The organism is Sphingomonas arabinosi (assembly GCF_036663715.1).
Classification (GTDB): Bacteria; Pseudomonadota; Alphaproteobacteria; order Sphingomonadales; family Sphingomonadaceae; genus Sphingomonas.
Genome location: NZ_JAXOJN010000001.1, coordinates 473417 through 498748 on the forward strand (window position 1 = coordinate 473417; position 25332 = coordinate 498748).

19 protein-coding genes and 1 tRNA gene are annotated in these 25332 nt (G+C 66.5%); 8 read left to right on the plus strand and 12 right to left on the minus strand.

Going from position 1 to position 25332, the window contains the following annotated elements:
- Window positions 1-8: 8 nt before the first annotated feature.
- Window positions 9-590, plus strand: coding sequence for an ABC-type transport auxiliary lipoprotein family protein (locus tag U1708_RS02170; RefSeq protein ID WP_307087033.1), 582 nt, complete (start codon window positions 9-11; stop codon window positions 588-590).
- A 48-nt stretch (window positions 591-638) separates the two neighbouring features.
- On the plus strand, window positions 639-929 hold the full coding sequence (locus U1708_RS02175) for a plasmid stabilization protein (RefSeq protein WP_332742256.1): 291 nt from the start codon (window positions 639-641) through the stop codon (window positions 927-929).
- 140 nt (window positions 930-1069) lie between these two features.
- Here U1708_RS02175 and U1708_RS02180 read toward each other — a convergent pair whose 3' ends face one another.
- The 7 genes from U1708_RS02180 to U1708_RS02210 form a co-directional block, all read right to left on the minus strand.
- Window positions 1070-1906 (minus strand): HpcH/HpaI aldolase/citrate lyase family protein, encoded by an 837-nt coding sequence (locus U1708_RS02180; protein WP_332742257.1) that lies wholly within the window; start codon window positions 1904-1906, stop codon window positions 1070-1072.
- Between the two features lie 18 nt (window positions 1907-1924).
- Window positions 1925-3544 carry an alpha-D-glucose phosphate-specific phosphoglucomutase gene (locus U1708_RS02185; protein WP_332742259.1) on the minus strand — a complete coding sequence of 540 codons (1620 nt, stop codon included), beginning with the start codon at window positions 3542-3544 and terminating at the stop codon, window positions 1925-1927.
- Window positions 3541-4986 (minus strand): glycogen synthase GlgA, encoded by a 1446-nt coding sequence (gene glgA / locus U1708_RS02190; RefSeq protein ID WP_332742261.1) that lies wholly within the window; start codon window positions 4984-4986, stop codon window positions 3541-3543. The genes U1708_RS02185 and glgA overlap by 4 nt, the downstream gene beginning before the upstream one ends.
- A gap of 157 nt (window positions 4987-5143) precedes the next feature.
- Window positions 5144-6403, minus strand: coding sequence for a glucose-1-phosphate adenylyltransferase (glgC, locus tag U1708_RS02195; protein ID WP_443029917.1), 1260 nt, complete (start codon window positions 6401-6403; stop codon window positions 5144-5146).
- A gap of 84 nt (window positions 6404-6487) precedes the next feature.
- On the minus strand, window positions 6488-8650 hold the full coding sequence (gene glgB, locus U1708_RS02200) for a 1,4-alpha-glucan branching protein GlgB (protein WP_332742265.1): 2163 nt from the start codon (window positions 8648-8650) through the stop codon (window positions 6488-6490).
- Window positions 8647-11073, minus strand: coding sequence for a glycogen/starch/alpha-glucan phosphorylase (locus tag U1708_RS02205; protein ID WP_332742267.1), 2427 nt, complete (start codon window positions 11071-11073; stop codon window positions 8647-8649). The genes glgB and U1708_RS02205 overlap by 4 nt, the downstream gene beginning before the upstream one ends.
- A 133-nt stretch (window positions 11074-11206) precedes the next feature.
- Window positions 11207-11293: transfer RNA gene (locus tag U1708_RS02210), tRNA-Tyr, on the minus strand.
- Between the two features lie 161 nt (window positions 11294-11454).
- On the opposite strand from U1708_RS02210, the gene rlmB reads away from it, so the two are divergent.
- On the plus strand, window positions 11455-12198 hold the full coding sequence (gene rlmB / locus U1708_RS02215) for a 23S rRNA (guanosine(2251)-2'-O)-methyltransferase RlmB (RefSeq protein ID WP_332742269.1): 744 nt from the start codon (window positions 11455-11457) through the stop codon (window positions 12196-12198).
- A 163-nt stretch (window positions 12199-12361) separates the two neighbouring features.
- Here rlmB and U1708_RS02220 read toward each other — a convergent pair whose 3' ends face one another.
- Window positions 12362-12679 (minus strand): 2Fe-2S iron-sulfur cluster-binding protein, encoded by a 318-nt coding sequence (locus U1708_RS02220; protein ID WP_107963842.1) that lies wholly within the window; start codon window positions 12677-12679, stop codon window positions 12362-12364.
- A 75-nt stretch (window positions 12680-12754) separates the two neighbouring features.
- Here U1708_RS02220 and U1708_RS02225 point away from each other — a divergent pair, with 75 nt between their 5' ends.
- Complete coding sequence (locus tag U1708_RS02225; RefSeq protein ID WP_332742606.1) at window positions 12755-13378, plus strand: DNA-3-methyladenine glycosylase family protein; 624 nt, start codon at window positions 12755-12757, stop codon at window positions 13376-13378.
- A 316-nt stretch (window positions 13379-13694) separates the two neighbouring features.
- Window positions 13695-15011: an Nramp family divalent metal transporter gene (locus tag U1708_RS02230; RefSeq protein WP_332742275.1), complete on the plus strand. Its 1317-nt coding sequence runs from the start codon at window positions 13695-13697 to the stop codon at window positions 15009-15011.
- A gap of 64 nt (window positions 15012-15075) precedes the next feature.
- Here U1708_RS02230 and U1708_RS02235 read toward each other — a convergent pair whose 3' ends face one another.
- The 3 genes from U1708_RS02235 to mutS all read right to left on the minus strand — a co-directional run bounded on the left by U1708_RS02235 (window position 15076) and on the right by mutS (window position 19328).
- Complete coding sequence (locus U1708_RS02235; RefSeq protein ID WP_332742277.1) at window positions 15076-15504, minus strand: glycine zipper 2TM domain-containing protein; 429 nt, start codon at window positions 15502-15504, stop codon at window positions 15076-15078.
- 79 nt (window positions 15505-15583) lie between these two features.
- The gene (locus U1708_RS02240) at window positions 15584-16546 is read right to left on the minus strand and encodes a cation diffusion facilitator family transporter (RefSeq protein ID WP_332742279.1); all 963 of its coding nucleotides are present in this window, start codon (window positions 16544-16546) and stop codon (window positions 15584-15586) included.
- A 202-nt stretch (window positions 16547-16748) separates the two neighbouring features.
- Window positions 16749-19328 (minus strand): DNA mismatch repair protein MutS, encoded by a 2580-nt coding sequence (gene mutS, locus U1708_RS02245; RefSeq protein ID WP_332742281.1) that lies wholly within the window; start codon window positions 19326-19328, stop codon window positions 16749-16751.
- 251 nt (window positions 19329-19579) lie between these two features.
- Here mutS and U1708_RS02250 point away from each other — a divergent pair, with 251 nt between their 5' ends.
- Window positions 19580-21835, plus strand: a complete 2256-nt coding sequence (locus U1708_RS02250; protein WP_332742283.1) for an NADP-dependent malic enzyme — start codon at window positions 19580-19582, stop codon at window positions 21833-21835.
- Between the two features lie 160 nt (window positions 21836-21995).
- Here U1708_RS02250 and U1708_RS02255 read toward each other — a convergent pair whose 3' ends face one another.
- Window positions 21996-22784 (minus strand): SDR family oxidoreductase, encoded by a 789-nt coding sequence (locus U1708_RS02255; protein ID WP_332742285.1) that lies wholly within the window; start codon window positions 22782-22784, stop codon window positions 21996-21998.
- A 132-nt stretch (window positions 22785-22916) separates the two neighbouring features.
- Between U1708_RS02255 and U1708_RS02260 the strand changes: the two genes are divergently transcribed.
- Together U1708_RS02260 and U1708_RS02265 are read left to right on the plus strand one after the other, a co-directional pair.
- The gene (locus tag U1708_RS02260; protein ID WP_332742287.1) at window positions 22917-23744 is read left to right on the plus strand and encodes an SDR family NAD(P)-dependent oxidoreductase; all 828 of its coding nucleotides are present in this window, start codon (window positions 22917-22919) and stop codon (window positions 23742-23744) included.
- 10 nt (window positions 23745-23754) lie between these two features.
- On the plus strand, window positions 23755-25203 hold the full coding sequence (locus tag U1708_RS02265) for an MFS transporter (RefSeq protein ID WP_332742289.1): 1449 nt from the start codon (window positions 23755-23757) through the stop codon (window positions 25201-25203).
- Window positions 25204-25332: the final 129 nt, after the last annotated feature.

Genomic DNA, 25332 nt, shown 5'->3' on the forward strand with positions numbered 1-25332 from the left:
GGCACGCCATGAAGACACCGCTCATCCTGATCGCGATGCTGCCACTTGCCGGGTGCATCAGCTTCGGCGCGAAACCGCCCCCCACGCTGCTGACGTTGACGAGTGCATCGTCGGTGCCGGTCGGCCAGAACCAGGATTCGGCGACCGCAAAGTCGATCACGATCCAGGTCCCGGTCGTGCCGCAGTCGCTGGCGACCGCGCGCGTGCCGGTGCAGGCGACGCCGACCTCGATCGCGTACGTGACCGACGCGCAGTGGGCCGAGCCCCCGGCGCGGCTGTTCTCGCGGCTGGTGTCGGATACCGTTGCGGCGCGCACCGGGCTGGTCGTGCTGTCGACGGCGCAGTCGGTCGGCGATCCGGGTGGGTTGCTGGGCGGCGAGTTGCGATCGTTCGGGCTCGACGCGACGACTCGCGAGGCCGTGGTGACGTTCGATGCGTCGCTGACGCGCGTGGGCAAGACGACGGTCGAGAAGCATCGTTTCGAGGCACGCGTGCCGGTGTCGGCGATCGACGCACCGTCCGCTGCGGCTGGGATCAATCAGGCGGCGAATACCGTCGCGACGCAGGTGGCGGACTGGATCGGTCGGTGAACGCTGTCCTTGGTTGAGCGTTGACGCTTTCTGACGAGGAGAGCGGCGATGCCACAAGGCGACAAGAGCGCGTATACCGACAAGCAGAAGCGCAAAGCCGCGCATATCGCGAACGGCTATGAGGAGCGCGGCGTTCCTGGGAAGGAGTCCGAGGCGCGGGCTTGGGCTAGCGTGAACAAGGATTCGGGCGGGGGCAACAAGTCCGGCTCGGGTCGCGGCAAGGCCGATACGCATGCGGCATCGCACGAGGGCGGAAAGCGGGCGGCTGGGCGTAGCGATGCTGCGAAGTCGGCGGCTGCGAAGAAGGGTTGGGAGACTCGACGGAAGAACGCTGGATGAAGCTGGAGCGCATTATCGAAGCGATCCGTCATCCTGACAAAAGTCGAGATCAAAAGTAACGCATGGTGCACTTCATGGCTCTGGACCCTGACTTTCGTCAGGATGACGGAAGGTATCCCTGCGCCGCGCTCGTCGATGCTTCAGCGTGCGAGCGTCGCTTCAGCCTCGGCAAGATGCAGGCGTTCCACCATCTGACCGCCTAACCGGATCGCACCCTTGTCGGCATTCTCGGGCTCGGAAAAGGCGGCAACGATCGTGCGCGCCCAAGCCAACTCGTCTTCGCTCGGTCCAAACCCCGCGTTCGCGGCGACGATCTGACTGGGGTGGATCAGCGTCTTTCCGTCGAATCCGAGCATCGCGCCTTGCAAGCACTCGGTGGTAAAGCGGGCCGGGTCGTCGAGGGCGTTGCATACACCGTCTAGCGCCACGATGCCGGCGGCGCGGGCGGCCATGATCGTCGTGGTGAGCGCCGGGATCAGCGGCTTGCGGTCGGCGCCGAGGCGGCAGCGCATCTCCTTGGCGAGGTCGTTGGTGCCGGCGACCAGCGCGGTGAGGCGCGTTTCAGCCGCCGCTGCCGAGAGGGCGGGTAGCGCAAGGATGGCGGCGCAGGTCTCGATCATTGCCCAGATTGGCGGGCCATCTTCGCCGAGCGATGCGCAGACTGCGATCAGGTCCGCGACCGACGACACCTTGGGGACGAGCACCGCGTCCACGCCTATTGAGCAGAGCGCGGTGATATCGTCGGCATACCAGGGGGTATCGAGGCCGTTGACCCGTACGACCAGTTCGCGCTCGCCGAAGCCGCCTTCGCGGACCGCCTCGACCACGCAGTCCCGCGCCGCGGCCTTTTCGTCGGGCGCGACGGCATCCTCGAGGTCGAGGATGACGACATCGCAATCGAGCGTCCGCGCTTTCACGATCGCACGGGCGTTCGAGGCGGGCATGTAGAGCGCGCTGCGGCGGCGTCTGATCGTCATGCTATCGGCCGTCGCGGATCAGGTGATGACGTCGGGCGCGGTGCGGCCAGTGTGCTGCGCGATTCCCGCAATCGACTCTGCGGCGGCGACGATGCTGGCGAGCATCTCGCCGGTATCGCGGTCGAGATCGCCACCGACCGGTTCGTAGCGTTCGAGGTACACGCGCAGGGTCGCGCCGGTGGTGCCGGTGCCCGACAGGCGGAACACCACGCGGCTGCCGCCCGCGAACAGGATGCGGACGCCCTGGTTGCGGCTGATCGAGCCGTCGGTCGGGTCAGTATAGGCGAACTCGTCCGCGGTCTCGACGGTGAGGTCGCCGAACTGCTGGCCGGGGAGGGTGGCGAGGCTGGCACGCAGGGCGGCCATCAACGCGTCGGCACGCGGGGTCTCGACGCCCTCGTAATCGTGGCGGGCGTAATAGTTGCGGCCGAACTTTGCCCAGTGATCGCGGGCGATCGTGTCGACGCTTTCACCGCGCACCGCGAGGATGTTGAGCCACAGGAGGACTGCCCACAGCCCGTCCTTCTCGCGGACATGGTCGGAGCCGGTACCGGCGCTTTCCTCGCCGCAGATCGTCGCCATGCCGGCGTCGAGCAGGTTGCCGAAGAACTTCCACCCGGTCGGCGTCTCGTAGGCGGGGATGCCGAGCGCTTCGGCCACGCGGTCGGCGGCGGCGCTGGTCGGCATCGAGCGGGCGATGCCCTTCAGGCCGCCTGCGTAACCGGGCGCGAGGTGCGCGTTCGCCGCCAGCATCGCGAGGCTGTCCGAGGGGGTGACGAAGCGGTGCTTGCCGATGATGAGGTTGCGATCACCGTCGCCGTCCGATGCTGCGCCGAAATCTGGCGCGTCGGGGGCCATCATCGTCTCGTAGAGTTCGTGCGCGTGGACGAGATTGGGGTCAGGGTGGTGGCCGCCGAAATCGGGGAGGGGCTCGCCGTTGCGGACCGTGCCGGGCGCGAAGCCGAGGCGACGTTCGAGGATCTCGGTCGCGTACGGCCCGGTGACCGCGCTCATCGCGTCGAACGCCATCGTCAGTTTTGCGGCGCGGATCGCGTCGAAATCGAACAGCGTCTCCATGAGCGCGGCGTAATCCTCGACGGGATCGACGACCTCGACGGGCATGTCGCCAACCGTGACTTCGCCGTCGCTGTCGAGGTCGATGTCGTTGGCGTCGACGGTCAGCCAGCGATCGATCTCGAGCGTCCGCGCGTTGATCGCGTCGGTGACGCCCTCGGGCGCGGGGCCGCCATTGGCGATGTTGTACTTGATCCCGAAATCTTCGTCGGGACCACCAGGGTTGTGGCTTGCCGAGAGGACGAGCCCGCCGATCGCGCCACGCTTGCGGATCATGTGGCTGGCGGCGGGCGTCGACAGGATGCCGCCGCGGCCGACGATCACGCGGGCGAAGCCGTTCGCCGCGGCCATGCGGATCGCAACCTGGATGACTTCGCGGTTGAGGAAGCGGCCGTCACCGCCGATCACCAGCGTCGCGCCTGCCTTGTCCTCCACGACGTCGAACACGCTCTGGACGAAATTCTCGGCATAATTGGCCTGCTGGAAGACCTTCACCTTCTTGCGCAGGCCCGACGTGCCGGGCTTCTGATCGGTGTAGGGCGTGGTCGAAACGGTGCGGATCATGCGGGCTCCAGAAGGCTTGCGTAGAGGTTTGCGTAGCGGCGGCCGCTCTCGTCCCAGGAGAAGTCCGCGCGCATCGCATTGCGTTGCAACATGGCCCAGCGATCGGGGCGTGCATAGAGGGCCAGCGTTCGGCGCAGCGCGTGGCTGAGCGCTTCGGGCGTGACGCCGTCGTGCTGGATTCCGGTGGCGACGCCGGCTGCGATCGCGGCTTCGTTGGCGTCGATCACCGTATCGGCAAGACCGCCGGTGCGCGCGACGACGGGGATGCAACCGTAAGCGAGGCCGTAAAGTTGGGTCAGGCCGCAGGGTTCGAACCGCGACGGGATCAGGATCACGTCGGCGCCACCTTGGAGCAGGTGCGAGACGGGTTCGTCATAGCCGATGCGGACGCCGATCCGGCCGGGGTGGCGCTCGGCGGCGGCTAGGAAGGCGAGTTCGAGGTCCGCGTCGCCGGAGCCTAGCAAGGCGAGCCGGCCGCCGAGCGCGACGAGTTCGTCGAGCGCGCCGGCGAGCACGTCCATGCCCTTCTGCCCGGTGAGGCGGCTGACGACGGTGAAAAGCGGACCGTCTTCGGTATCGAGACCGAACAGCGTCTCGATCGCGCGCTTGTTGGTGCGGCGGCGCGCGAGTGTGCGTACGGTGTAGCGGGCGCGGAGGGCCGCGTCGGTTTCGGGGTTCCAGACGGCGGGGTCGATGCCGTTGACGATCCCCGTCACGCGGCTGGCGCGGTCATTGATCAGGCCTTCGAGGCCCATGCCGAATTCGGCGCGGCGGATTTCGGCAGCATAGGTCGGGCTGACGGTGGTGATCGCGTCGGCGGCTTCGAGTCCCGCTTTAAGATAGCCGACGCCGCCATAATATTCGACGCCGTCGAGCGCGAAGGCGATGTCGGGCAGCGCGATGTCGGCGAAGATGTCGTAGCCGTAACGCCCCTGGAACGCGATGTTGTGGATCGTCACGACCGTCTTGGCGGGCTTGGCAGGACCGGGGGCGTAGCGGAGATAGGCGGGGGCCATCGCCGCCTGCCAGTCGTGCGCGTGGAGGATGTCGAATTCGTAGCCGGGGACTGCGCCCGAGGCGAGATCGGCGGCGGCGCGGCTGAACGCGGCGAACCGGCGCCAGTTGTCGGGCCAGTCCGCGCCGGTCGCGTCGCCGTAGGGACCGCCGCCTCGGGCGAACAGCGCGGGGGCGTCGAGGACGAGGAGCGGGTGGTCGCCGATCTTCGCTTTCAGGATGCGCGCTTCGGTGCCGAGCAGGTCGGTGTAGCGGTGGACGACTTTTGCGCGCTTGGTGACCGCAGCGAGCGCGGGGTAGCCTGGGAGAAAGGTGGTCAGGGCGACGTTGTGCGGCGCCAGCGCAGACGGAAGCGCGCCGACGACGTCCGCGAGACCGCCGGTTTTTATGAGGGGATAGGCTTCGGAGGCTACCGAGAGGACGCGCATTATCGAGGCGCTCCGGTTGGTATGAGGCGGCTGCACCCCTCCCTGAAAGGGAGGGGCCGGGGGTGGGTCGGTATGGGGCGGGCGGAACGGTAGCCAATAGGCCGACCCACCCCCAACCCCTCCCTTCCAGAGAGGGGAGCAGGCAGCGCCAGATTGCTCACGCGATCAGCCGGTCGATCATCGATTTGGTCACGAGCGTCACACCGCTGTCGGTACGGCGAAAGCGTTGTGCGTCCGCCTCCGCATCTTCGCCTACGATCAGGCCGTCGGGAATTTCCACACCGCGATCGACCACCACCTTCGACAATCGCGCACCGCGACCGATCACGCAGTGGGGCAGGATTACGGCTTGATCGAGCATCGAATAGCTATGCGCTCGCGTACCGGTGAAGATCAGGCTCCGGTGGATCGACGAGCCGGAGATGATGCAATCGCCCGACACGAGCGACGACACTGCCTCTCCGCGGCGGCCGTCGTCGGCGTGGACGAATTTGGCGGGTGGCGTGACCTCCGAATAAGTCCAGAGCGGCCAGCTGCGGTCGTAGAGGTCGAGCTTCGGCACGGGGTCGGTGAGGTCGATATTGGCCTCCCAATAGGCGTCTACCGTGCCGACGTCGCGCCAATACGCCTCGACCTCCAGCCCGGAACGGATGCAGCTGTCGGAGAAACGGTGCGCGACCGCCTTGCCGTTCTTGACGAGGTACGGGATGATGTCCTTGCCGAAATCGCGCGCGGAACCAGGTGTCGCGGCATCGCGGCGCAATTCTTCGAACAGCAGCTTGGTCGTGAAGACGTAGATCCCCATCGATGCCAGCGCGATGTCCGGATTGCCGGGTACGGCGGGCGGATCGGCGGGTTTCTCGACGAAATCGGTCACGTTGTCGTGCTCGTCGACCGCCATCACGCCGAACGCGACCGCCTCCATCCGCGGCACCTCGAGGCAGGCGATGGTGACGTCCGCGCCGGTCTCGCAATGCTGCTGAAGGATCAGCTCGTAATCCATCTTGTAGATGTGATCGCCGGCCAGGATGACCATGTATTCGGGCGCGTGGCTCTCGATGATGTCGATGTTCTGGTAGACCGCGTCGGCGGTGCCTTCATACCATTGGAATTCGCTGATGCGCTGTGACGCAGGCAGGATGTCGAAGCTCTCGTTGCGTTCGGAGCGCAGGAAGTTCCACCCGCTCTGGAGATGGCGAATCAGCGAATGCGCCTTGTACTGCGTCGCGACCCCGATCCGGCGGATGCCCGAGTTGATCGCGTTCGACAGCGCGAAGTCGATGATGCGCGCCTTGCCGCCGAAATACACCGCGGGTTTCGCGCGCGTATCGGTCAGCTCCATCAGGCGACTGCCGCGGCCGCCGGCCAGCACATACGCCATCGCGTCGCGCGCCAATGGCTGTCCCCGCCGTTCCACCATGTCGTCTCTCCCGCCTTCGTTACCAGTTCGTTAGTACAACGCCTCGTGACCCCGAACCGGTTCCGGTCCTATTGGTCGAGCTTATTCCTCGAACTCCAGCATGATCGTCGCGAGCGGGGGCAAGGTGACCCAGGCCGCGCCGTCCTTCGCGACGACGCCGCCGAGATTGCCGAGGCCGCTGCCCCAATATTCATGCGCGTCGCTGTTGATGATCTCGCACCAGCGGCCGTCGAGCGGCAGCGGTATGCGGTAGGGGGCTCGCGCGATCGGCGTCATGTTAGCGATGATCGCGACCGGCTTTGCGCCCGGGGCCTTGCGCAGCCAAGCGAATACCGAGTTGGCGGCATCGTCGGCTATCAGCCATTCGAAGCCTTCGCCCTCGCAATCGCGCGCGTGTAGAGCCGGCTTCTCGCGGTAGACGGTGTTCAGGTCGCGGACGAGGTTGCGGACGCCCTCATGGCTGCGACTGTTGCGCAGGCACCAATCGAGCGCGCGCGCTTCCGACCATTCGCGGCGTTGCGCGAATTCCTGCCCCATGAAGAGCAGCTTCTTGCCCGGATAGCCCCACATGAACGCATAATAGGCGCGCAGGTTTGCAAATTGCTGCCAGTCGTCGCCCGGCATCTTGGTCAGCAGCGAGCCCTTGCCGTGGACGACTTCGTCATGGCTGAGCGGCAGGACGAAATTCTCGCTGAACGCGTAGACGAGCCCGAAATTGATCTCGCCGTGGTGGTGCTTCCGGTGCAGCGGATCGCGCGCCATGTACTGGAGCGTGTCGTGCATGAAACCCATGTTCCACTTGAACCCAAACCCCAAGCCGCCGCTCTTGCCGTCGTCGCTGACGGGCGCGGAGACGCCCGGCCACGAAGTCGATTCCTCGGCGATCGTGAAGACGCCCGGGTGCTGGCCGTAGATCTCGCGGTTCATGTCGCGGAGGAACGCGACGGCCTCCCAGTTCTCGCGGCCGCCTTGCTCGTTGGGTATCCATTCGCCAGCCTTGCGCGAATAATCGCGGTACAGCATCGATGCGACCGCGTCCACGCGGATGCCGTCGATGTGATAGCGCTCGGCCCAGAACAGTGCGTTGTTGACCAAGAACGACGCAACTTCGCGCCGCCCGAAATTATAGATCGCGGTGTTCCAGTCGGGGTGGAAGCCGAGCCGTGGGTCCTCGTGCTCGTACAGCGCGGTGCCGTCGAAATGCGCCAGTCCGAACGCGTCGGTCGGGAAATGCGCGGGCACCCAGTCGAGCAGCACGCCGATCCCAGCGAGATGCGCGCCGTCGACGAACCGCGCGAACCCTTCGACGTCGCCGAACCGCGCGGAGGGCGCGTAGAGGCCGGTGGTCTGGTAGCCCCAACTCGGGTCGTACGGGTGTTCGCTGATCGGCAGGAATTCGATGTGCGTAAAGCCCATCTCGACGACGTACGGGATCAGACGGTCGGCAAGCGCGTCCCAGGTGAGGAACCAGTCATTCTCGTCGCGGTCCCAGGAGCCTGCGTGGACTTCGTAGATGCTGATCGGCACGCGACGGGGATCAACCGAGGACCAGTGCTTGCGGTGATCGGTGTCGGCCCACTTATGCGCGAGTTTTCGCGTGATCGAGGCGTTGGCGGGGCGTAGTTCGGACGCGAAGGCGAACGGGTCGGCCTTGAGCGGTTGCACCCGCCCGTCGGGCCCGACGATCTCGTATTTGTAGGCGCGATATTCGGCGATGTCGGGGATGAAGATCTCCCACACGCCGACGTCGCCGCGCTTGCGCATCGCGTGGCGGCGGCCGTCCCAGTCGTTGAAGTCGCCGACCACCGACACGCGCTGCGCATTGGGGGCCCAGAGCGCGAAGTGGACGCCGTGTGCGCCTTCGTGCTCGATCAGGTGCGCGCCCATCTTGTCGTGGAGACGTCGGTGCGTGCCCTCCGCCATGAGCAGGTCGTCGATCGGGCCGAGTACGGGGCCGAAGCTATAGGGGTCGGTGACCCACCACGACGTTTCGCCCGCCTCCGCATGGTATTTCACGGGCTGCGGATCGCCCTCAATAGGCCCCTCGAACAGGCCACGATCGTCGATGCGAGGCAGGGTGCCGAGTGCGGTGCCGTCGAGCGCGTGCGCCTCCGCCTTGTCCGCGCCGGGCAGCCAGACGCGCGCGAACACGCCGGTCGGCCCGTTGTGGACGCCGAGCAACGAGAAGGGATCGTCGTGACGCCCTTCGAGGAGGGCAACAATGGCGCCTTCGGGTGGCTTCACATTACCGTCCAGATTTCGCGCGCATATTCGCGGATCGTGCGGTCGGACGAGAACCAGCCGACACGCGCGACGTTGCGGACGGTCGAGGCGACCCATGCATCGCGGTCGTTCCAGCGCGTGTCGACCGCGCGCTGGGCAGTGGCATAGCTGTCGAAATCGGCGGCGAGCATGAACCAGTCGCCCTCGTACAGCCCGCCCATCAGCCCGGCGTAGCGTGTCTTGTCGTCGGGCGAGAACACGCCGGACGCGATCGCGGACACCGCTTGGCGGAGTTCGTTCGAGCCGTCGATGATGCTGCGCGGATCATAGCCGTTGGCGCGCTTCGCCTCGACCTCGTCCGCGGTCATGCCGAAGATGAAGATGTTGTCGTCGCCGACGCGGTCCTTGATCTCGATATTCGCGCCGTCGAGTGTGCCGATCGTCAGCGCGCCGTTCATCGCGAACTTCATGTTGCCGGTGCCCGACGCCTCCAGTCCGGCGGTCGAGATCTGTTCGCTGAGGTCGGCGGCTGGGATGATCTTCTCGGCCAGCGACACGTTGTAATTGGACAGGAACGCGACCTTGAGCAGGCCACCGACCGACGGGTCGGCGTTGATCCTGCGGGCGACGTCGTTGGCCAGTTTGATGACGAGCTTCGCGTTGTGATAGCTCGATGCGGCCTTCCCCGCGAACAGCTTCACGCGCGGCGTCCAGTTGCGTTCGGGATGGCTGCGAATCTGGTCGTACAGCGCGACCGTCTCGATGATGTTGAGCAACTGGCGCTTATATTCGTGGATGCGCTTGATCTGCACGTCGAACATCGCGTCCGGATCAACGCGGAGCCCCATGCTCTCCTTGATGTGATTTGCCAGTGCCACCTTGTTCGAACGCTTAACCGCCGAAAAGCGCTCCCTGAAACCGGCATCGTCGGCAAAAACATCGAGATCGACCAGCTTTTCGGCATCGTCGAGGAAGCCGTCACCGATCGCATCGCGGATCAGCGCGGTCAGGCCGGGGTTGCACTGCTGGAGCCAGCGGCGCGGGGTGATGCCGTTGGTCTTGTTGTTGATTCGCGTCGGGTAGAGCTTGTGGAGGTCGGCGAAGACCGTCTTCTTCATCAGCTGCGTGTGCAGCGCGGCCACGCCGTTGACGCTGTGCGAGCCCGCAAAGGCGAGGTTCGCCATCCGCACGCGCCGCTCGCCACCCTCGTCGATCAGGCTGATCGCGGATATCGCGCGGTCGTCTATGCCATCTGTGCCGCGCGCTTCCCGCAGTAGCTTGGCGTTGATCGCGTAGACGATCTGCATGTGTCGCGGGAGCAGGCGCTCGAACAGCGGTAGCGGCCAGCTCTCCAACGCCTCGGGCAGCAGCGTGTGGTTGGTGTAGCCGAAGGTCGCGCGCGTGATCTTCCACGCTTCGTCGAACGCGAATTCGTGATGGTCGATCAGCAGCCGCATGAGCTCTGCGACCGATACCGCGGGGTGCGTATCGTTGAGCTGGATCGCGGCCTTGTCGGGCAAGGTGCGGATGTCGCCGAAATACTGGACGTGGCGGCGGACGATGTCCTGGATCGACGCGGACGAGAAGAAGTACTCCTGGCGCAGGCGGAGTTCCTGCCCGGCGGCGGTGGAGTCGTTGGGGTAGAGGACACGGGTCAGCGTTTCTGCGCGCGTCTGATCGGCAAGGGCACCTGAGAAATCGCCGGCGTTGAACCGGTCGAGCTTGATCGGATCGAATGCGCGGGCGGTCCACAGCCGGAGCGTATTGACGTGCTTGCCGCGCCAGCCGACCACGGGGCTGTCGACCGCGGTCGCCTCTACCGCCTCGGACGGACTCCAATGGACCTGGCCGGTGTCGGATGCCGTGACTTCGCCGCCGAAGCCGACGAAATAGGCGCTCTCGCGACGTTCGAACTCCCAGGGGTTGCCGTGCGCGAGCCAGTTCTCGGGCATCTCGACCTGCCACCCATCGTCGATCCGCTGGCGGAACATGCCGTTCACATAGCGGATGCCGTAGCCGTAGGCGGGCAATGCGAGACTCGCCATGCTTTCCATGAAGCACGCGGCAAGACGACCGAGCCCGCCATTGCCAAGCGCTGCATCGGGTTCGATCTCCTCCAGCTCGGCGAGGTCGACGCCGTGCAGCGCCAGCGCCCGCGTGACTTCGTCGTTGCGCTGGAGGTTGGTCACCGCGTCGCGCAGCAACCGGCCGATCAGGAATTCGAGACTGAGATAATAGACGCGCTTGGCACCCGCCGCATGTGCCGTCTTGGTCGAGGCCATCCAGCGCTCGACGATATCGTTGCGGACCGTCAGGATCGTCGCGGCCAGCCAGTCGTGCGGCCGCGCGGCCTGCGCATCCTTGCCGATGCGGTGTACGAGCGTGTCGAGGATCGAATCGGCGAGATCTTGGGCGGGCTGCTGTACGGCGGTGTCTGAGGTCACGCGGCTTCCGAAATCGTTACGGTCGCCGTGATCCTAACCCTCCACGAGCCGATGTCACGCGCACTTCCTTCCGGGGGCGGAAGAACTTGCTGTCGAAAGTTTTGGGATCGTGTGCATCACCGCTCTGGGGCGGTGGTGGACAGGGTAGGGTTCGAACCTACGTAGGAGAAACTCCGGCAGATTTACAGTCTGCTGCCTTTAACCACTCGGCCACCTGTCCAGGCCGCTCTTGCGAACGTCGCTCTCTCAAGCGAGGCGGCTCAATGGCGAAGCGCGCCCGGTGTGTCAACGCAGCTTTTGCGAAGTTTCGTGGTTCATAGTTGCCGCGGGAGCGGAATGCCGACAAGGACGCCCCATACACAGACACGATAGAGAGCGAATATGGCACGCAAGGGACACAGGCCGAGCAAGGCACCGGCAGGCCGCCCCCGCTTCTGGGGCAAGCACGCGGTGGGCGCTGCGCTCGCCAATCCAGAGCGCACGGTGCGGAAAATCCTCGGCACGCGCGAGGCGCTGGCCGGGTTCGACCTGCCTGCCGACGTGCCGGTGACTTATGCCGAGGCGATGGATCTGGCGCGGCTGGTGCCGGGCGATGCGCCGCACCAGGGCGTGGTGATCGAGGTCGAGCCGCTCGAGGACATGTGGCTCGCCGATCTGCTGGAGCACGGCAAGGACGACAATCGCCCGCTGGTGATCCTCGACGGGGTGACCGACCCGCACAATGTCGGCGCGATCATGCGCTCGGCGGCGGCATTCGATGCGCTGGGGATCATCACGCCGGATCGTAATGCGCCGCCGGAATCGGGGACGATCGCTCGGGCTGCTTCGGGTGCGTTGGAGTCGGTGCCGTGGATTCGGGTGGTGAACCTTGCGCGCGCTCTGGAAGAGATCGCGGCGGCGGGGTTCTGGCGGATCGGGCTCACGGGCCACGCGACGCAGACGCTGTCGGAAGCCATGGGCACGCAGCGCGTCGCGATCGTGCTCGGCGCGGAAGGTGAGGGCATGCGTCAGAATACCGAGCAGCATTGCGACGAACTGGCGAAACTGCCGATCTCGGACAAGGTCGAGAGCCTGAACGTCTCGAACGCGGCGGCGATCGCGCTGTACGCGATTACGACTAGGTGACCCAAACTCCCTCGCCTCTGCGGGGAGAGGGAAGGGGCCCGCCGCACTTGCGGTGGGAAGGGAGAGGGGAGTGAGGCTCGGGACGATTCATCCCAAAGCCCCTCTCCCTTCCGGCGCAAGCGCGCCTCCCTCCCTCTCCCCGGAGGGGCGAGGGACAAGGGAATTAATCTTCCGCTGCAATCTTTACCTTCAACCCATCCAGCCCGTCGGTCAGCTCGATCTGGCACGACAATCGCGAAAACTCGTCGCGATCACTCGTCGAATCGAGCAGGTCATCCTCGTCCGGCCCCATCGGCTTCAGTTTGGCCGCAAAGTCCGGGTCGACATGGACGTGGCAGGTGGCGCACGAGCAACAGCCGCCGCACAGCGCCAGGATCTCGTCGATCCCGGCGTCGCGAATGACTTCCATCACCGATAGGCCCGCCTCGCCGATGATCTCGCGTTCTTCCCCTTCGCGCGTCACGACGATAAGCTTGGGCATGTCATTCTCCGAAAAATCTTCTTGCGTTCATGCCGTTGCGCGGGCCCGGGATCAAGCATCATGGAGCCGAGTCTTATGGGCCTGAGCGCAGACCAACTCGAAACCGCGATGGCAGCGTTGTGCGCCATCGAGCCGGCGTTCGCGGTCGCGGTCGGCAATGCCGGCCACCCGGCGCCGCGGATCAGCGAACGCGGCTTCGCGACGCTGCTGCGCACGATCGTAGGCCAACAGGTTAGCGTCGCCTCGGCGGCGGCGGTGTGGAACAAGCTCGACGCGGTGGTCGGCGGCGCGGGTGACCCATTGAAAATCGCCGCCGCCAGCGACGAGACGCTCCGCAGCGCGGGCCTCTCGCGCCAGAAGCTCGGCTACGCACGGAGTCTGGCCGACGAAGTGACGAGCGGCCGGCTCGATCTCACCAACCTGCCTGAGGACGACGAGGAGGCGATCGCCGCGCTGGTCCGCGTCAAGGGCATCGGCCGCTGGTCCGCGGAAATCTACCTGCTGTTCGCGGAAGGCCGTACCGACATCTGGCCGGCGGGCGACCTCGCGATCCAGATCGAGGTCGGGCGCATCCTCGGCCACGAAACCCGTCCAAGCGAGAAACTGACGCGCGAAGTGGCGGAAGCCTGGCGCCCACACCGCGGCGCGGCGGCGATCTTCGCATGGCATCATTACCAGGCGGACATGAAGGTGATCTGACCTCCTTCTCCCCTCCCTGGAAGGGAGGGGCGGGGGTGGGTCGGGTTCCGCATGATCGGACGGTGGTGGCTTGATCGGGCCGACCCACCCCCAGCCCCTCCCTTTCAGGGAGGGGAGTAGTTTGGCTGCTCTTCCTTTCACACCTGCCCGCCCGTCATCCAGCGAAAGCCGGGATCTCCACGATCGGGTAGCGATACCTGCCAACCGGGATACCCTCGCTTTCGCTGGGGTCACGGATAGGGGGCGAGTGCATTTGGCGCCCGACGTGCCAGCCACGCCTTGTCCCACCCCGTCCGTTCCGGCAAAGCACCCCCCGATGTCAGCCCCCAATCTTCCCGCATCCGGCTTCGCCAACTCGCTCGCCGAGAGTCACCGCACCGTCGTCATTCCGGAAGGTGCGTCCTTCTGGCGCCGCCTGTTCGCGTTCGTCGGCCCGGGCTATCTCGTCGCGGTCGGCTATATGGACCCTGGCAACTGGGCGACCGACATCGCCGGTGGCTCCGCATTCGGCTACACGCTGTTGTCGGTCGTATTGCTGTCGAACCTCATGGCGATGGTCCTGCAAGCCCTCTCCGCCCGCCTCGGCATCGTCGCCGGCCTCGACCTCGCCCAGGCCTGCCGCGCGCATTACTCGAAGCCGGTCTCGGTCGTGCTCTGGTTCCTCTGCGAGATCGCGATCATCGCCTGCGACCTCGCCGAAGTGCTCGGCACGGCGATCGCGCTGAAGCTGCTGTTCGGCCTGCCGCTCGTCTACGGCGTCGTCCTCACCGCGCTCGACGTGTTCCTGATCCTCGCGCTGCAACGTTTCGGCTTCCGCAAGCTGGAGGCCTTCGTCGTCGCGCTGCTGGTGATCATCGCCGGCTGCTTCATCTTCGAGCTGTTCCTCGCGCAGCCCGAATGGGCGGGCGTGCTCGGCGGGCTGGTGCCCACCACCGAGATCGTGACCAACCCGGCGATGCTCTACATCGCGATCGGCATCCTCGGCGCGACCGTTATGCCGCACAACCTCTACCTCCACTCGTCGATCGTCCAGACCCGCGCGTTCGCCAAGGACGCAGCGGGCAAGCGCGACGCGATCACGATGGCGACGATCGACGGCACCGTCGCGCTGGGCCTCGCCTTCTTCATTAATGCCTCGATCCTGATCCTCGCCGCCGCGACCTTCCACGTCGCTGGCCGCACCGACATCGCCGAGATCGACCAGGCCTATGAACTGCTGGCCCCGATGCTCGGCATGGGCGCGGCAAGCGTGCTGTTCGCGGTCGCGCTGCTCGCGTCGGGCCAGAACTCGACGGTGACCGGCACGCTCGCCGGCCAGATCGTGATGGAGGGATTCCTCAACCTGCGCATGCCGGTCTGGGCTCGGCGGCTGGTTACGCGGTTGCTCGCGATCGTTCCCGCCGTGTTCGTCGTCGGAGCGACCGGCGATTCGGGCGCGACCAAGCTGCTCGTGCTGAGCCAGGTCGTACTCAGCCTCCAGCTCCCGTTCGCCGTCGTACCGCTCGTCAAGTTCACCGGTGACCGCACGATCATGGGCGAACTGGTCAGCCCCGCGTGGCTGAAGATCCTCGCCTGGGTGATCGCCGCAGTGATCATCGGCCTGAACGGCACGCTGCTCTACGGCATGCTCTGAATACGAAAGCGGCGGCCGATCGCTCGGCCGCCGCTTCGTCATTCGCTCAAGCTTCCGTCGAAGCTCAGCGGCACTTCACGTTGCCGCGGTCGACCGACCGGCCGAGCAACGCACCGCCACCGGCACCCGCCAGCGTGCCGAGCGTGCCGCCACCGATCAGGTTCGCCAGCGCGCCGCCGCCGAGCGCACCGATCACCAGACCGGTCGTGCCGTCGTTGCGCTTGCAGTATGCGCGGCCATCCTTGCCACGATAGATCCGATCGTTGCGACCCAGGCGGCGCTCACGATAGTTACCGTTCTGATAGCTACGCGACGGATCCCAGTTGCGGTCGTCGCCACGCCAGTTCCGATCGTTTCCACGACGGTCGTTGTTGAAACGACGGTCGTTATTGTCGCGACGATCGTCGTAACGCTGCGCAGTCGCGGCGGTCGGCAGCATTGCCGGCGTCGCAACTGCGACCGACATCAACGCTGCGATAAGATGCTTCTTCATGAACTTTGCTCCTGATGCGTGACACGGTAACCCATGCAGCACCGGAAAAGTTCAAACGGCCAAGTTCAGACGGGCAAGTTCAGACGGTCGCCGAGTCCGCCATCGAGCAGTCATGGTCATTGCCCGTCTCGACCTGCAACGTCGCGTGGCCGATGCCGAATTTCTCGTGAAGCATCGTCCTGGCGTCGCTCAGGAAGCGATCGCCGGGGTGACCGGCGGGCATCACCAGATGCGCCGTCAGGACGGGTTCGGTGGTACTCATCGGCCAGATGTGGAGATCGTGGATCTCGGAGACACCAGGCAGACCGCACAATGCGTCGTCGACATGGTCGAACTGGATCCCGCGGGGGACGGCGGACAGAGACATCTCGACGGTCTCGCGGAGCAGGCCCCAGGTCTGCCAGAAAATGAGGATGGCGATGATGATGCTCACGGCCGGGTCGATCCAGGTCAGGCCGGTGCGCCAGATCACGAGGCCGGCGATCACCACGCCGGCCGAGACGAGCGCGTCGGCGGCCATGTGGAGATACGCGCCGCGGATGTTGACGTCGCCCTTGCGGCCGCGTGCGAACATCCATGCGGTGATCGCGTTGACGGCGATGCCGACGCCCGCAACCATCGAGACGGTGAGGCCGGCGGTCGGGGCCGGGTCCGAGAACCGCTGCGACGCTTCCAGCACGATCGCGCCGAGTGCGACCAGCAGCAGCAACGCGTTGGTCAGCGCGGCGAGGATCGTCGAGCCCTTCAGCCCGTAGGTGAAGCGCTTGGTCGGCGCGGTGCGCGCGAGCATCGTCCCGCCCCAGGCGACGACCAGCCCCAGCACGTCGGACAGATTATGGCCTGCATCCGCAAGCAGCGCGACCGAGTCGATCCGCAAGCCGACGATCGCCTCGACCGCGACGAAGACGATGTTGAGGCCGATCCCGATCGCGAACGCGCGGTCGAACGAGGCTGGGGCGTGGCTGTGGCCTGCGTGCGAATGGCCGCCGCCGTGGCTCGCGTGCGCGTGGCCATGTGAATGCCCGTGATGATGTCCGCCCAAAGCCCGCGCTCCGCTAATCCGGCCGCCGCCTAGCATCAGCGTATCGTGAGATACTAGGACGCGAACGCGATTACGAGGACGCAACGGACTCCCCTCCCTGGAAGGGAGGGGCAGGGGGTGGGTCGGCCTGCTCGAGCCACACCGGCAAGGATATGCGGAACCCGACCCACCCCCAACCCCTCCCTTCCAGGGAGGGGAGCGGTCACCCCTCGTTCGCCAGCGCCTTCAACCGGTACAGCGCGTCGAGCGCCTCCCGCGGGCTCATCGCATCGATGTCGAGCTTGGCCAGATCCTCGCGCAGCACGTCGCACGCCACCTCTTCCACCTGCGCCGCCGCCGCAAACAACGGCAGGTCGTCCAACCCGGCCGCCAACCCGCCGGTCTTCGCGCGCCCGGCCTCGAGCTTCGCCAGCACCGCCTTCGCGCGCGCCACCGTTACCGGCGACATCCCCGCCAACCGCGCGACCGCCAGCCCGTAGCTCCGATCCGCCGGCCCATCGGCGAGCTCGTGAAGTAGCACCAGCTCCCCCTTCCACTCGCGCGCACGGACGTGGTGCAGCGACAGCGCCTCGCAGCGTTCGGCAAGCCGGGTCAGCTCGTGATAATGTGTCGCGAACAGGCAGCGGCAGCGATTGTCCTCGTGGATCGCCTCGACCACCGCCCACGCGATCGCAAGGCCGTCATAGGTCGACGTGCCCCGCCCGACCTCGTCGAGGATCACGAACGACCGCGGCGTCGCTTGCGCGAGGATTGCCGCGGTCTCGACCATCTCGACCATGAAGGTGGAGCGGCCACGCGCCAAGTTGTCAGAGGCACCGACGCGGCTGAACAGGCGATCGACTAGCCCGAGCGTCGCCTTGGTTGCGGGCACGTACGACCCGGCCTGCGCGAGGACCGCGATAAGCGCGTTCTGGCGGAGGAAGGTGGATTTACCGCCCATGTTCGGCCCGGTGACGAGCCACAGTCGCGAGCTTTCCGACAAATTGCAGTCGTTCGCGACGAACCGGTCGCCCGATTTCGCCACCGCCGCCTCGACCACCGGATGCCGCCCGCCCTCGATCTCGAAACACGCGTGATCGACCAGCGACGGCCGCGCCCAAGCCCCTTCCGCCGCGCGTTCCGCCAGCCCGGCGGCCACGTCCAACCGCGCGAGCGCATCCGCCGTTGCCGCAATCGCGTCGCGTCCTGCCAAAGCCTGCGCAGTCAATTCCTCAAGATGCGCCGCCTCCGCCGCCAGCGCATGCGCGCCCGACTGCGACACCTTCGCCGCGACCTCGTGCAACGCAGGCGTATTGAACCGCACCACGCCCGCCAGCGTCTGGCGATGCGTGAAGCCGCTCTCGGGCTTCATCAGAGGATCGGCGGCGCGCGCGGGCACCTCGACATGATAGCCGAGCACGCCGTTGTGGCGGATCTTCAGCGCGGTGACGCCGGTCGAGGCCCGAAACTCCGCCTCCAGCGCCGCGATAGCCCGCCGTCCACCAGCGCCCGCATCGCGCAGGTCGTCGAGCGCGGCGTCATAGCCCGCCGCGATGTACCCGCCATCGGACGCCTCGATCGGCGGCGACGGCACCAGCGCGCGTTTCAAAAGGTCGATCAGCGCGCCGTGTCCGCGCAATCTTGGCGCGATCTCCCGCAACAGCACCGGCGGATCGACGATCGCGTCCATCCGCTCGCCAAGGCTCCACGCGCCGTCGAGCCCATCGCGCAACTGCCCCAGATCGCGCGGACCACCACGCCCAGCCGCCAGCCGCCCGAGCGCCCGCCCGATGTCCGGCAAAGCGCGCAACGTCGACCGCAACTTCTCCCGCGCGGCCTGGTCGTCATGGAACAACCGGACCAGATCGAGCCGCGCATCGATCGCAGCCTTATCCATCAACGGCGCGCCGAGATCGGCACCCAGCAGCCGCGCCCCGGCCCCCGTCACGGTCCGGTCGACCGCATCGAGCAGGCTCCCTTTACGCTGGCCGCCGGTGGTGCAGGTCAGCTCCAGGCTCTCGCGCGTCGCCGCGTCGATCGCCATCGTCTCCGCCGCCCGCCCGATCCGCGGCGGCCGCAGGAAGGGCATCGCGCCCTTCGCATTGTGCTCCAGATACGCGATCAGCCCGCCCGCCGCGGCCAGCCCCGCGCGCCCGAACTGCCCGAACCCGTCGAGCGTCGCCACGCCGTACAATCGCTTCAGCCGTGCCTCGCCCGCGCCACTGTCGAAGTCGATCTTCGGCCGCAGCGTCGTCGCCGCCTCTTCGAAAGCGCTCGCCTCCGAAGCGACAACCTCGGCCGCGGCAAACCGCGCCAGTTCCGCCTCGACCGCATCGCCCGCAACCTCGACGATCTCGAACCGCCCCGTCGACACGTCCGCCGCGGCAATGGCGACGGACCCGCCAGCCTCGCCAATCGCCACGCACCAATTGTCCGACCGCGCGTCGAGCAACGCCTCCTCGGTCAGCGTCCCCGCGGTCACCACGCGGACGATCGCCCGCGCCACCAGCGCCTTCGAGCCGCCGCGCGCCTTCGCCTCCGCCGGGCTCTCGACCTGCTCGGCGATCGCCACCCGGTGCCCCGCCTTGATCAGCCGTTGCAAATACACCGTCGCCGCATGCACCGGCACGCCGCACATCGGGATCGGTTTGCCCTCATGCTCGCCACGCGCGGTCAGCGCGATGTCGAGCACCCCCGCCGCGATCCGCGCATCGTCCATAAACAATTCGAAGAAATCGCCCATCCGGTAGAACAGCAAGCAATCCTGCGCCTCCGCCTTCAGGCCGAGATACTGCGTCATCATGGGGGTAGGGGCGGGGTTCGACATGAGCGGCGGGTAGCGAAAACCCGCCGCCCATAAAACCCCTCTCCCCCCGGGGGAGAGGGAGGGGCCCGCGCGAAGCGTGGGAGGGTGAGGGGAGTGAGGCTCGGGCGCGCACCCCAACCGCCCCTCATCCGGCGCATGCGCGCCACCTTCTCCCCGAGGGGGAGAAGGAGTTCCAATCGCCGGCGCCCCTGCGTAAAGACACAGGCCAAAGAGAGAGGTCCCCGCCCATGTCCGACGAAACGCTGCAATTCTCCGAACGCGAAGCCTTGCTCTTCCACTCGGAAGGCCGTCCGGGGAAGATCGAGATCATCGCGTCGAAGCCGATGGCGACGCAGCGTGATCTCGCGCTCGCCTATTCGCCCGGCGTCGCGGTGCCGGTGCAGGCGATCTACGACGATCCCGCCACCGTCTACGACTATACCGCCAAGGGAAACCTCGTCGCGGTGATCTCGAACGGCACCGCGATCCTCGGCATGGGCAATCTCGGACCGCTCGCCAGCAAGCCGGTGATGGAAGGCAAGGCGGTGCTCTTCAAGCGCTTCGCCGACGTCGACGCGATCGACATCGAGCTGAAGACCGAGGACGTGAACCGCTTCATCGACGCGGTCGAACTGATGGAGCCGACCTTCGGCGGCATCAACCTCGAGGACATCAAGGCGCCCGAATGCTTCATCATCGAGCAGGCGTTGCGCGAGCGGATGAACATCCCGGTCTTCCATGACGACCAGCACGGCACCGCGATCATCACCGCCGCCGGCCTGATCAACGCGTGTTTGCTCACGGGGCGGAAGCTTTCCGAGGTCAAGATTGTCGTCAACGGCGCCGGTGCCGCGGCGATCGCCTGCACCGAACTCGTCAAGGCGATGGGCGTGCGCGGTGACAACGTCATCCTGTGCGACCGCAAGGGGGTGATCTACCAGGGCCGCGAGGGCGTCGACCAGTGGAAGTCCGCGCACGCCGCCGTCACCGAGACGCGCACGCTGACCGAGGCGCTGGTCGGCGCCGACGTGTTCCTGGGGCTCTCCGCGGCGGGTTCGCTGACGCCCGAGATGGTCAAGGACATGGCCCCCGCGCCGATCATCTTCGCGATGGCCAATCCCGAGCCGGAGATCCGCCCAGAGCTGGCGATGGCCGCGCGCCCGGATGCGATCGTCGCCACCGGGCGTTCGGATTATCCGAACCAGGTCAACAACGTGCTCGGCTTCCCGTTCATCTTCCGCGGTGCGCTCGACGTCCGCGCGACCGGGATCAACGACGCGATGAAGATCGCCGCCGCCAACGCGATCGCCGAGCTCGCGCGCGAACGCGTGCCCGAAGAAGTCGCTGCCGCGTATGGCGTCAGCCACAGCTTCGGCCCCACCTACATCATCCCGGCCCCCTTCGATCCGCGCCTGATGGAAGTCGTCCCCGTCGCGGTCGCCAAGGCGGCAATGGCGTCGGGCGTCGCGACCAAGCCGATCCTCGACATCGAAGCGTATCGCCATTCGCTGCGCGCGCGCCTCAACCCGACCACCTCGGTGCTGTCGATGGCCTATGAAGGCGCACGCGCGCACCCGAAGCGCGTGATCTTCGCGGAAGGCGAGGAGGAGGTCGTCCTCCGCGCCGCGATCGCCTTCAAGGAAGGCGGCTACGGCACGCCGGTGCTGGTCGGCCGCGACGACGTGCCCGAGCGGTTGCGCGCGCTGGGCGTCGCCGATCCCGAGAGCTTCGAACTGCACAACAGCCGCGTCTCGCCGCTGGTGCCCAGGATGGTCGACTTCCTGTATTCGCGGCTCCAGCGGCGCGGGTATCTGCGCCGCGATTGCGAGCGGATGGTCAATCAGGACCGCAACATCTTCGGCGCGCTGCTGCTTCAGCTCGGCGAGGGCGATGCGATGATCACCGGCATCACGCGAACGTACGGCGAGACGATGCGCCAGATCCGGCGCGTGATCGATCCCGTCGCGGGGAAAACGCCGTTCGGCATCCACCTGCTGGTCGGGCAGAGCCACACGGTGTTCATCGCCGACACCACGGTCAACGAGAGGCCCACCGCCGAGCAACTGGCGGACTTCGCGGAACAGACCGCGGCGGTTGCGCGGCGGATGGGGCATGAGCCCCGCGTGGCGTTCCTGAGCTATTCGAACTTCGGTAATCCGAAGGGCGAATGGCTCGACAACATTCGCGATGCGGTGACGGTGCTGGATGGTCGGCAGGTCGGGTTCGAGTATGAGGGCGAGATGGCGCCGGACGTCGCGCTGAACCCGAAGCAGCTTGCGAACTATCCTTTTGCGCGGCTGTCTGGCCCGGCGAATGTGCTGATCATGCCTGGCCTGCAATCCGCGCATATCTCCGCGAAACTGCTCCGCGAACTAGGCGGGGACTCAGTCATCGGCCCCATGCTCATTGGCATGGAAAAGCCCGTCCAGGTCGCCCCGATGACCTCGACAGCGAGTGAGCTAGTCACTCTGGCCGTACTCGCCGCCGGCGGGATAGCGCGGTAACTCCCTCGCCCCTACGGGGAGAGGGAAGGGGCCCGCGGCGCTTGCCGTGGGAAGGGAGAGGGGAGTGAGGCTCGGGACGGTTCATCCCAACCACCCCTCTCCCTTCCGCAGCCAAGCGGCTGCTCCCTCCCTCTCCCCGGAGGGGCGAGGGAAGCGAAGCTCAGGCGTCGATGCTCGTCCCCAGCGACGCGTGCACCAGGCCACCATCCACCGTAATCGTCTCCCCGATCACATAATCCCCAGCCCGGCTCGCGAGATAGATCGCAGCGCCCGCCATATCCTCGTCGACCCCGACGCGCTTCGCCGGGATCCCCTGCGCGACCGCATCCCCATGATCCCGCGCCGCCTTGTTCATGTCGCTAGCAAACGCCCCCGGCGCGATCGACGTCACGTTGATCGAGTCCGTCACCAGCCGCGCCGCCATCCGCTTCGTCAGATAGATCAGCGCCGATTTCGACGCATGATAGCTGTACGTCTCCCACGGATTGAGCCGCTGGCCGTCGATCGACGTGATGTTGATCACTTTCGCCGGCCGCGCCCGCGATCCCGAAGCCTTCAACGCAGTATGCAAAGCCTGCGTCAGGAAGAACGGCGACTTGACGTTCAGGTCCATGACCTTGTCCCAGCCGATCTCCGAAAATTCCTCGAACGGTACGCCCCACGCCGCCCCCGCATTGTTCACCAGGATATCGAGCTGAGTCTCATGCTCGGCGAACTGCGCTGCCAGCGCCTTGCAACCCGCCACCGTCGAGACGTCCTGCGGCAACGCGATGCAGTTCGGCCCGAGTTCCGCGGCCGCCGCCTCGCAGACATCGGCCTTGCGCGACGAGATATACACTTTCGCCCCCTGCGCGATGAAGCCGGCGGCGATCATCTTGCCGATCCCGCGGCTGCCGCCGGTGATCAGCGCGACGCGGCCGTCGAGCCGGAACAGGTTGGTCGTATCCATCACGCATCCTCCGAATGTTTGGCCGCTTGGTATCGCCGAGCGGCGTCCGCCGCAAACCCGTTTTTCGAACGCGCCGTCATTGACGAGTGTAGAAGCCATACTATGCTCGCAAAAAAGAGCAGGAGAGTGCGTGTGAGGTTTTCAGGCAAGCGTGCCGTCGTGACCGGCGGCGCGTCCGGCATCGGCCGAGCGACCGTGCTCCGACTCGCTGACGAAGGCGCCACCGTCCTGATCGGCGACATCGACGAAGCCGGTGGCCACGCGCTCGCCGACGCATCCGGCGGCCGCATCATCTTCCAGCGCACCGACGTGCTCCAGGCCGGCGACATCGAAGCGCTGATGCAGACCGCCGACGACGCAGGCGGGCTCGACATCCTGTTCAACAACGCCGGCGCCGGCGGTTCGCGCGACCCGATCGGCGAGATCTCCCCCGAGGACTGGGACCGTACCCAGGCGCTCCTCCTCCGCTCGGTCGCGCTCGGCATTCGCTACGCAGCACCGCTCATGGCCAAGCGCGGCGGCGGAGCGATCGTCAACACCTCGTCGGTGTCCGCGCTCGGCACAGGCTACGCGCCGACAGCCTATTCCACCGCCAAGGCCGGCGTCCTCCACCTCACCAAGCAGGCAGCCGCCGATCTCGCGCAGCACAGGATCCGGGTGAATGCCGTCGTCCCCGGCTTCATCGTCACCAACATCTTCACGCGCACGCTTGAACTCGATGAGGACAAGACGACCAAAGCGGATGCAATGATCGCGCATATCGCCGCCGACGCGCAGCCGATCCGCCGCCCCGGTACGGGTGCAGACATCGCCGCCGCGGTCGCGTTCCTCGCCAGCGACGACGCCAGCTTCATCACCGGCACGCACATCCTGGTCGACGGCGGCATGACGATCGGCACGCGCCCAAGCTGGGACCCCGCGCAACCCTCGCTGTTCGCAATTCTCGACAAACTGAAATGACCGCCGCGTCATGAGCGCTCAGGGCCGCCGCCTCTCGAACGGCACGATGGCGAGCTACGGCTTCGGCGCGGTAGCTTACGGGGTGAAGGACGCCGGGTTCGGCACGTTCCTGCTGCTGTTCTACAACCAGGTCGTCGGGCTGCCTTCCGCCACCGTCGGTCTCGTCATCATGATGGCGCTGCTGATCGATGCGTTCGTCGATCCCGCGGTCGGGTTCTTCTCCGATCGCACGCGAACCAGATGGGGCAGGCGGCATCCCTGGATGTACGCCTCCGCGCTGCCGATCATGGTCGGCTGGCTGCTGCTGTGGAATCCGCCGTCGGTGATGTCGGAGCCGCAGACGCTGGTCTGGCTGTTCGCGATGGCGGTGCTCGTGCGCAGCGCGGTGAGTTGCTACGAGGTCCCGTCGGTCGCGCTGACCCCCGAACTCACGTCCGGCTATGACGAGCGCACGCGGATCATGGCGTATCGTTATCTGTTCGGCTGGGTCGGCGGGCTGCTGATGCTGCTGTCCGCGTACCAGTATTTCCTCGCGCCGACGGCGGCGTTCCCGAACGGCCTGCTCAATCGCACAGGCTACAGCGGCTTCGCGCTGGCGGGCGCGCTGTTCATCGGCGTCGCAATCCTGGTCTCCGCACTCGGCACGCACCACGAGATCAAGCACCTCCCCAACCCGCCAATTGCCAAACAGACGTTGCGCGAATCCTTCGCCGAACTCCGCCAAACCGTGAAGAACCGCGCGTTCGCGATCCTCATGGCGGCGGGCGTCTGCGCGTACACGATCCAGGGCATCAGCTATGCGATGTCGAACTACCTCTACACCTATGTGTGGGGCTTCAAGGGGCCGGTGTTCGTCTACCTGACGATCGCGTTGTTCTCTGGCGTGTTCCTCGCCTTCCTCGCCGCGCCCCGGCTCGGCAAGACCGGGAGTAAGCCCAAGGCTGCGATGGGCGCGGTACTATGCGGTGCGGCGCTCAATACCACGCCCTATTGGCTGCGCATGCTCGGCGTGTTTCCGGAGGTAGGCGATCCCTCGCTGCTGCCGATGCTGTTCGGGTTCTTCATCCTCGGCACCGCGTCGAACGTCACCGGGTTCATCCTCGGCGCGTCGATGATGGCCGACGTGGTCGAGGATTCGGAGGCGAAGACGGGACGAAGGTCGGAGGGCGTGTTCTTCGCGGGCTCGTTCTTCGTCCAGAAATGCACGAGCGGGATCGGGATATTCTTCGCCGGCATGATCCTCGCGGTGGCGGGCTTCCCGGCCAAGGCTACGCCGGGGACGGTTCCGGTGGGGACGATCGACCGACTGACGCTGATCTACGCGGGGCTCTACATCGCGCTGGCCTGCGTCTCTGCGTTCTTCTTCTCGCGTTTCCCGTTCGGGCGGGTGGAGCATGAGGCTCGGTTGGCGAGACTGGCCGGCGCGCCCAGCCTCGACGCAGCCCCACGAGAACCCTGACTTCCCCCCTCCCTGAAAGGGAGGGGCCGGGGGTGGGTCGGCCGCTGGGGAAGCGCTTCGTCAGCCAACAGACCGACCCACCCCCAACCCTCCCTTCCAGGGAGGGGAGCAGGACGGTGACAGTTACCC

Excerpts from the sequence above, each read along its gene's own strand:
- U1708_RS02170 (WP_307087033.1), top strand. The coding sequence starts at position 9 with ATGAAGACACCGCTCATCCTGATCGCGATGCTGCCACTTGCCGGGTGC.
- U1708_RS02175 (WP_332742256.1), top strand. The coding sequence starts at position 639 with ATGCCACAAGGCGACAAGAGCGCGTATACCGACAAGCAGAAGCGCAAA.
- U1708_RS02180 (WP_332742257.1), bottom strand. The coding sequence starts at position 1,906 with ATGACGATCAGACGCCGCCGCAGCGCGCTCTACATGCCCGCCTCGAAC.
- U1708_RS02185 (WP_332742259.1), bottom strand. The coding sequence starts at position 3,544 with ATGATCCGCACCGTTTCGACCACGCCCTACACCGATCAGAAGCCCGGC.
- glgA (WP_332742261.1), bottom strand. The coding sequence starts at position 4,986 with ATGCGCGTCCTCTCGGTAGCCTCCGAAGCCTATCCCCTCATAAAAACC.
- rlmB (WP_332742269.1), top strand. The coding sequence starts at position 11,455 with ATGGCACGCAAGGGACACAGGCCGAGCAAGGCACCGGCAGGCCGCCCC.
- U1708_RS02220 (WP_107963842.1), bottom strand. The coding sequence starts at position 12,679 with ATGCCCAAGCTTATCGTCGTGACGCGCGAAGGGGAAGAACGCGAGATC.
- U1708_RS02225 (WP_332742606.1), top strand. The coding sequence starts at position 12,755 with ATGGGCCTGAGCGCAGACCAACTCGAAACCGCGATGGCAGCGTTGTGC.
- U1708_RS02230 (WP_332742275.1), top strand. The coding sequence starts at position 13,695 with ATGTCAGCCCCCAATCTTCCCGCATCCGGCTTCGCCAACTCGCTCGCC.
- U1708_RS02235 (WP_332742277.1), bottom strand. The coding sequence starts at position 15,504 with ATGAAGAAGCATCTTATCGCAGCGTTGATGTCGGTCGCAGTTGCGACG.
- mutS (WP_332742281.1), bottom strand. The coding sequence starts at position 19,328 with ATGATGACGCAGTATCTCGGCCTGAAGGCGGAGGCGCAGGATTGCTTG.
- U1708_RS02250 (WP_332742283.1), top strand. The coding sequence starts at position 19,580 with ATGTCCGACGAAACGCTGCAATTCTCCGAACGCGAAGCCTTGCTCTTC.
- U1708_RS02255 (WP_332742285.1), bottom strand. The coding sequence starts at position 22,784 with ATGGATACGACCAACCTGTTCCGGCTCGACGGCCGCGTCGCGCTGATC.
- U1708_RS02265 (WP_332742289.1), top strand. The coding sequence starts at position 23,755 with ATGAGCGCTCAGGGCCGCCGCCTCTCGAACGGCACGATGGCGAGCTAC.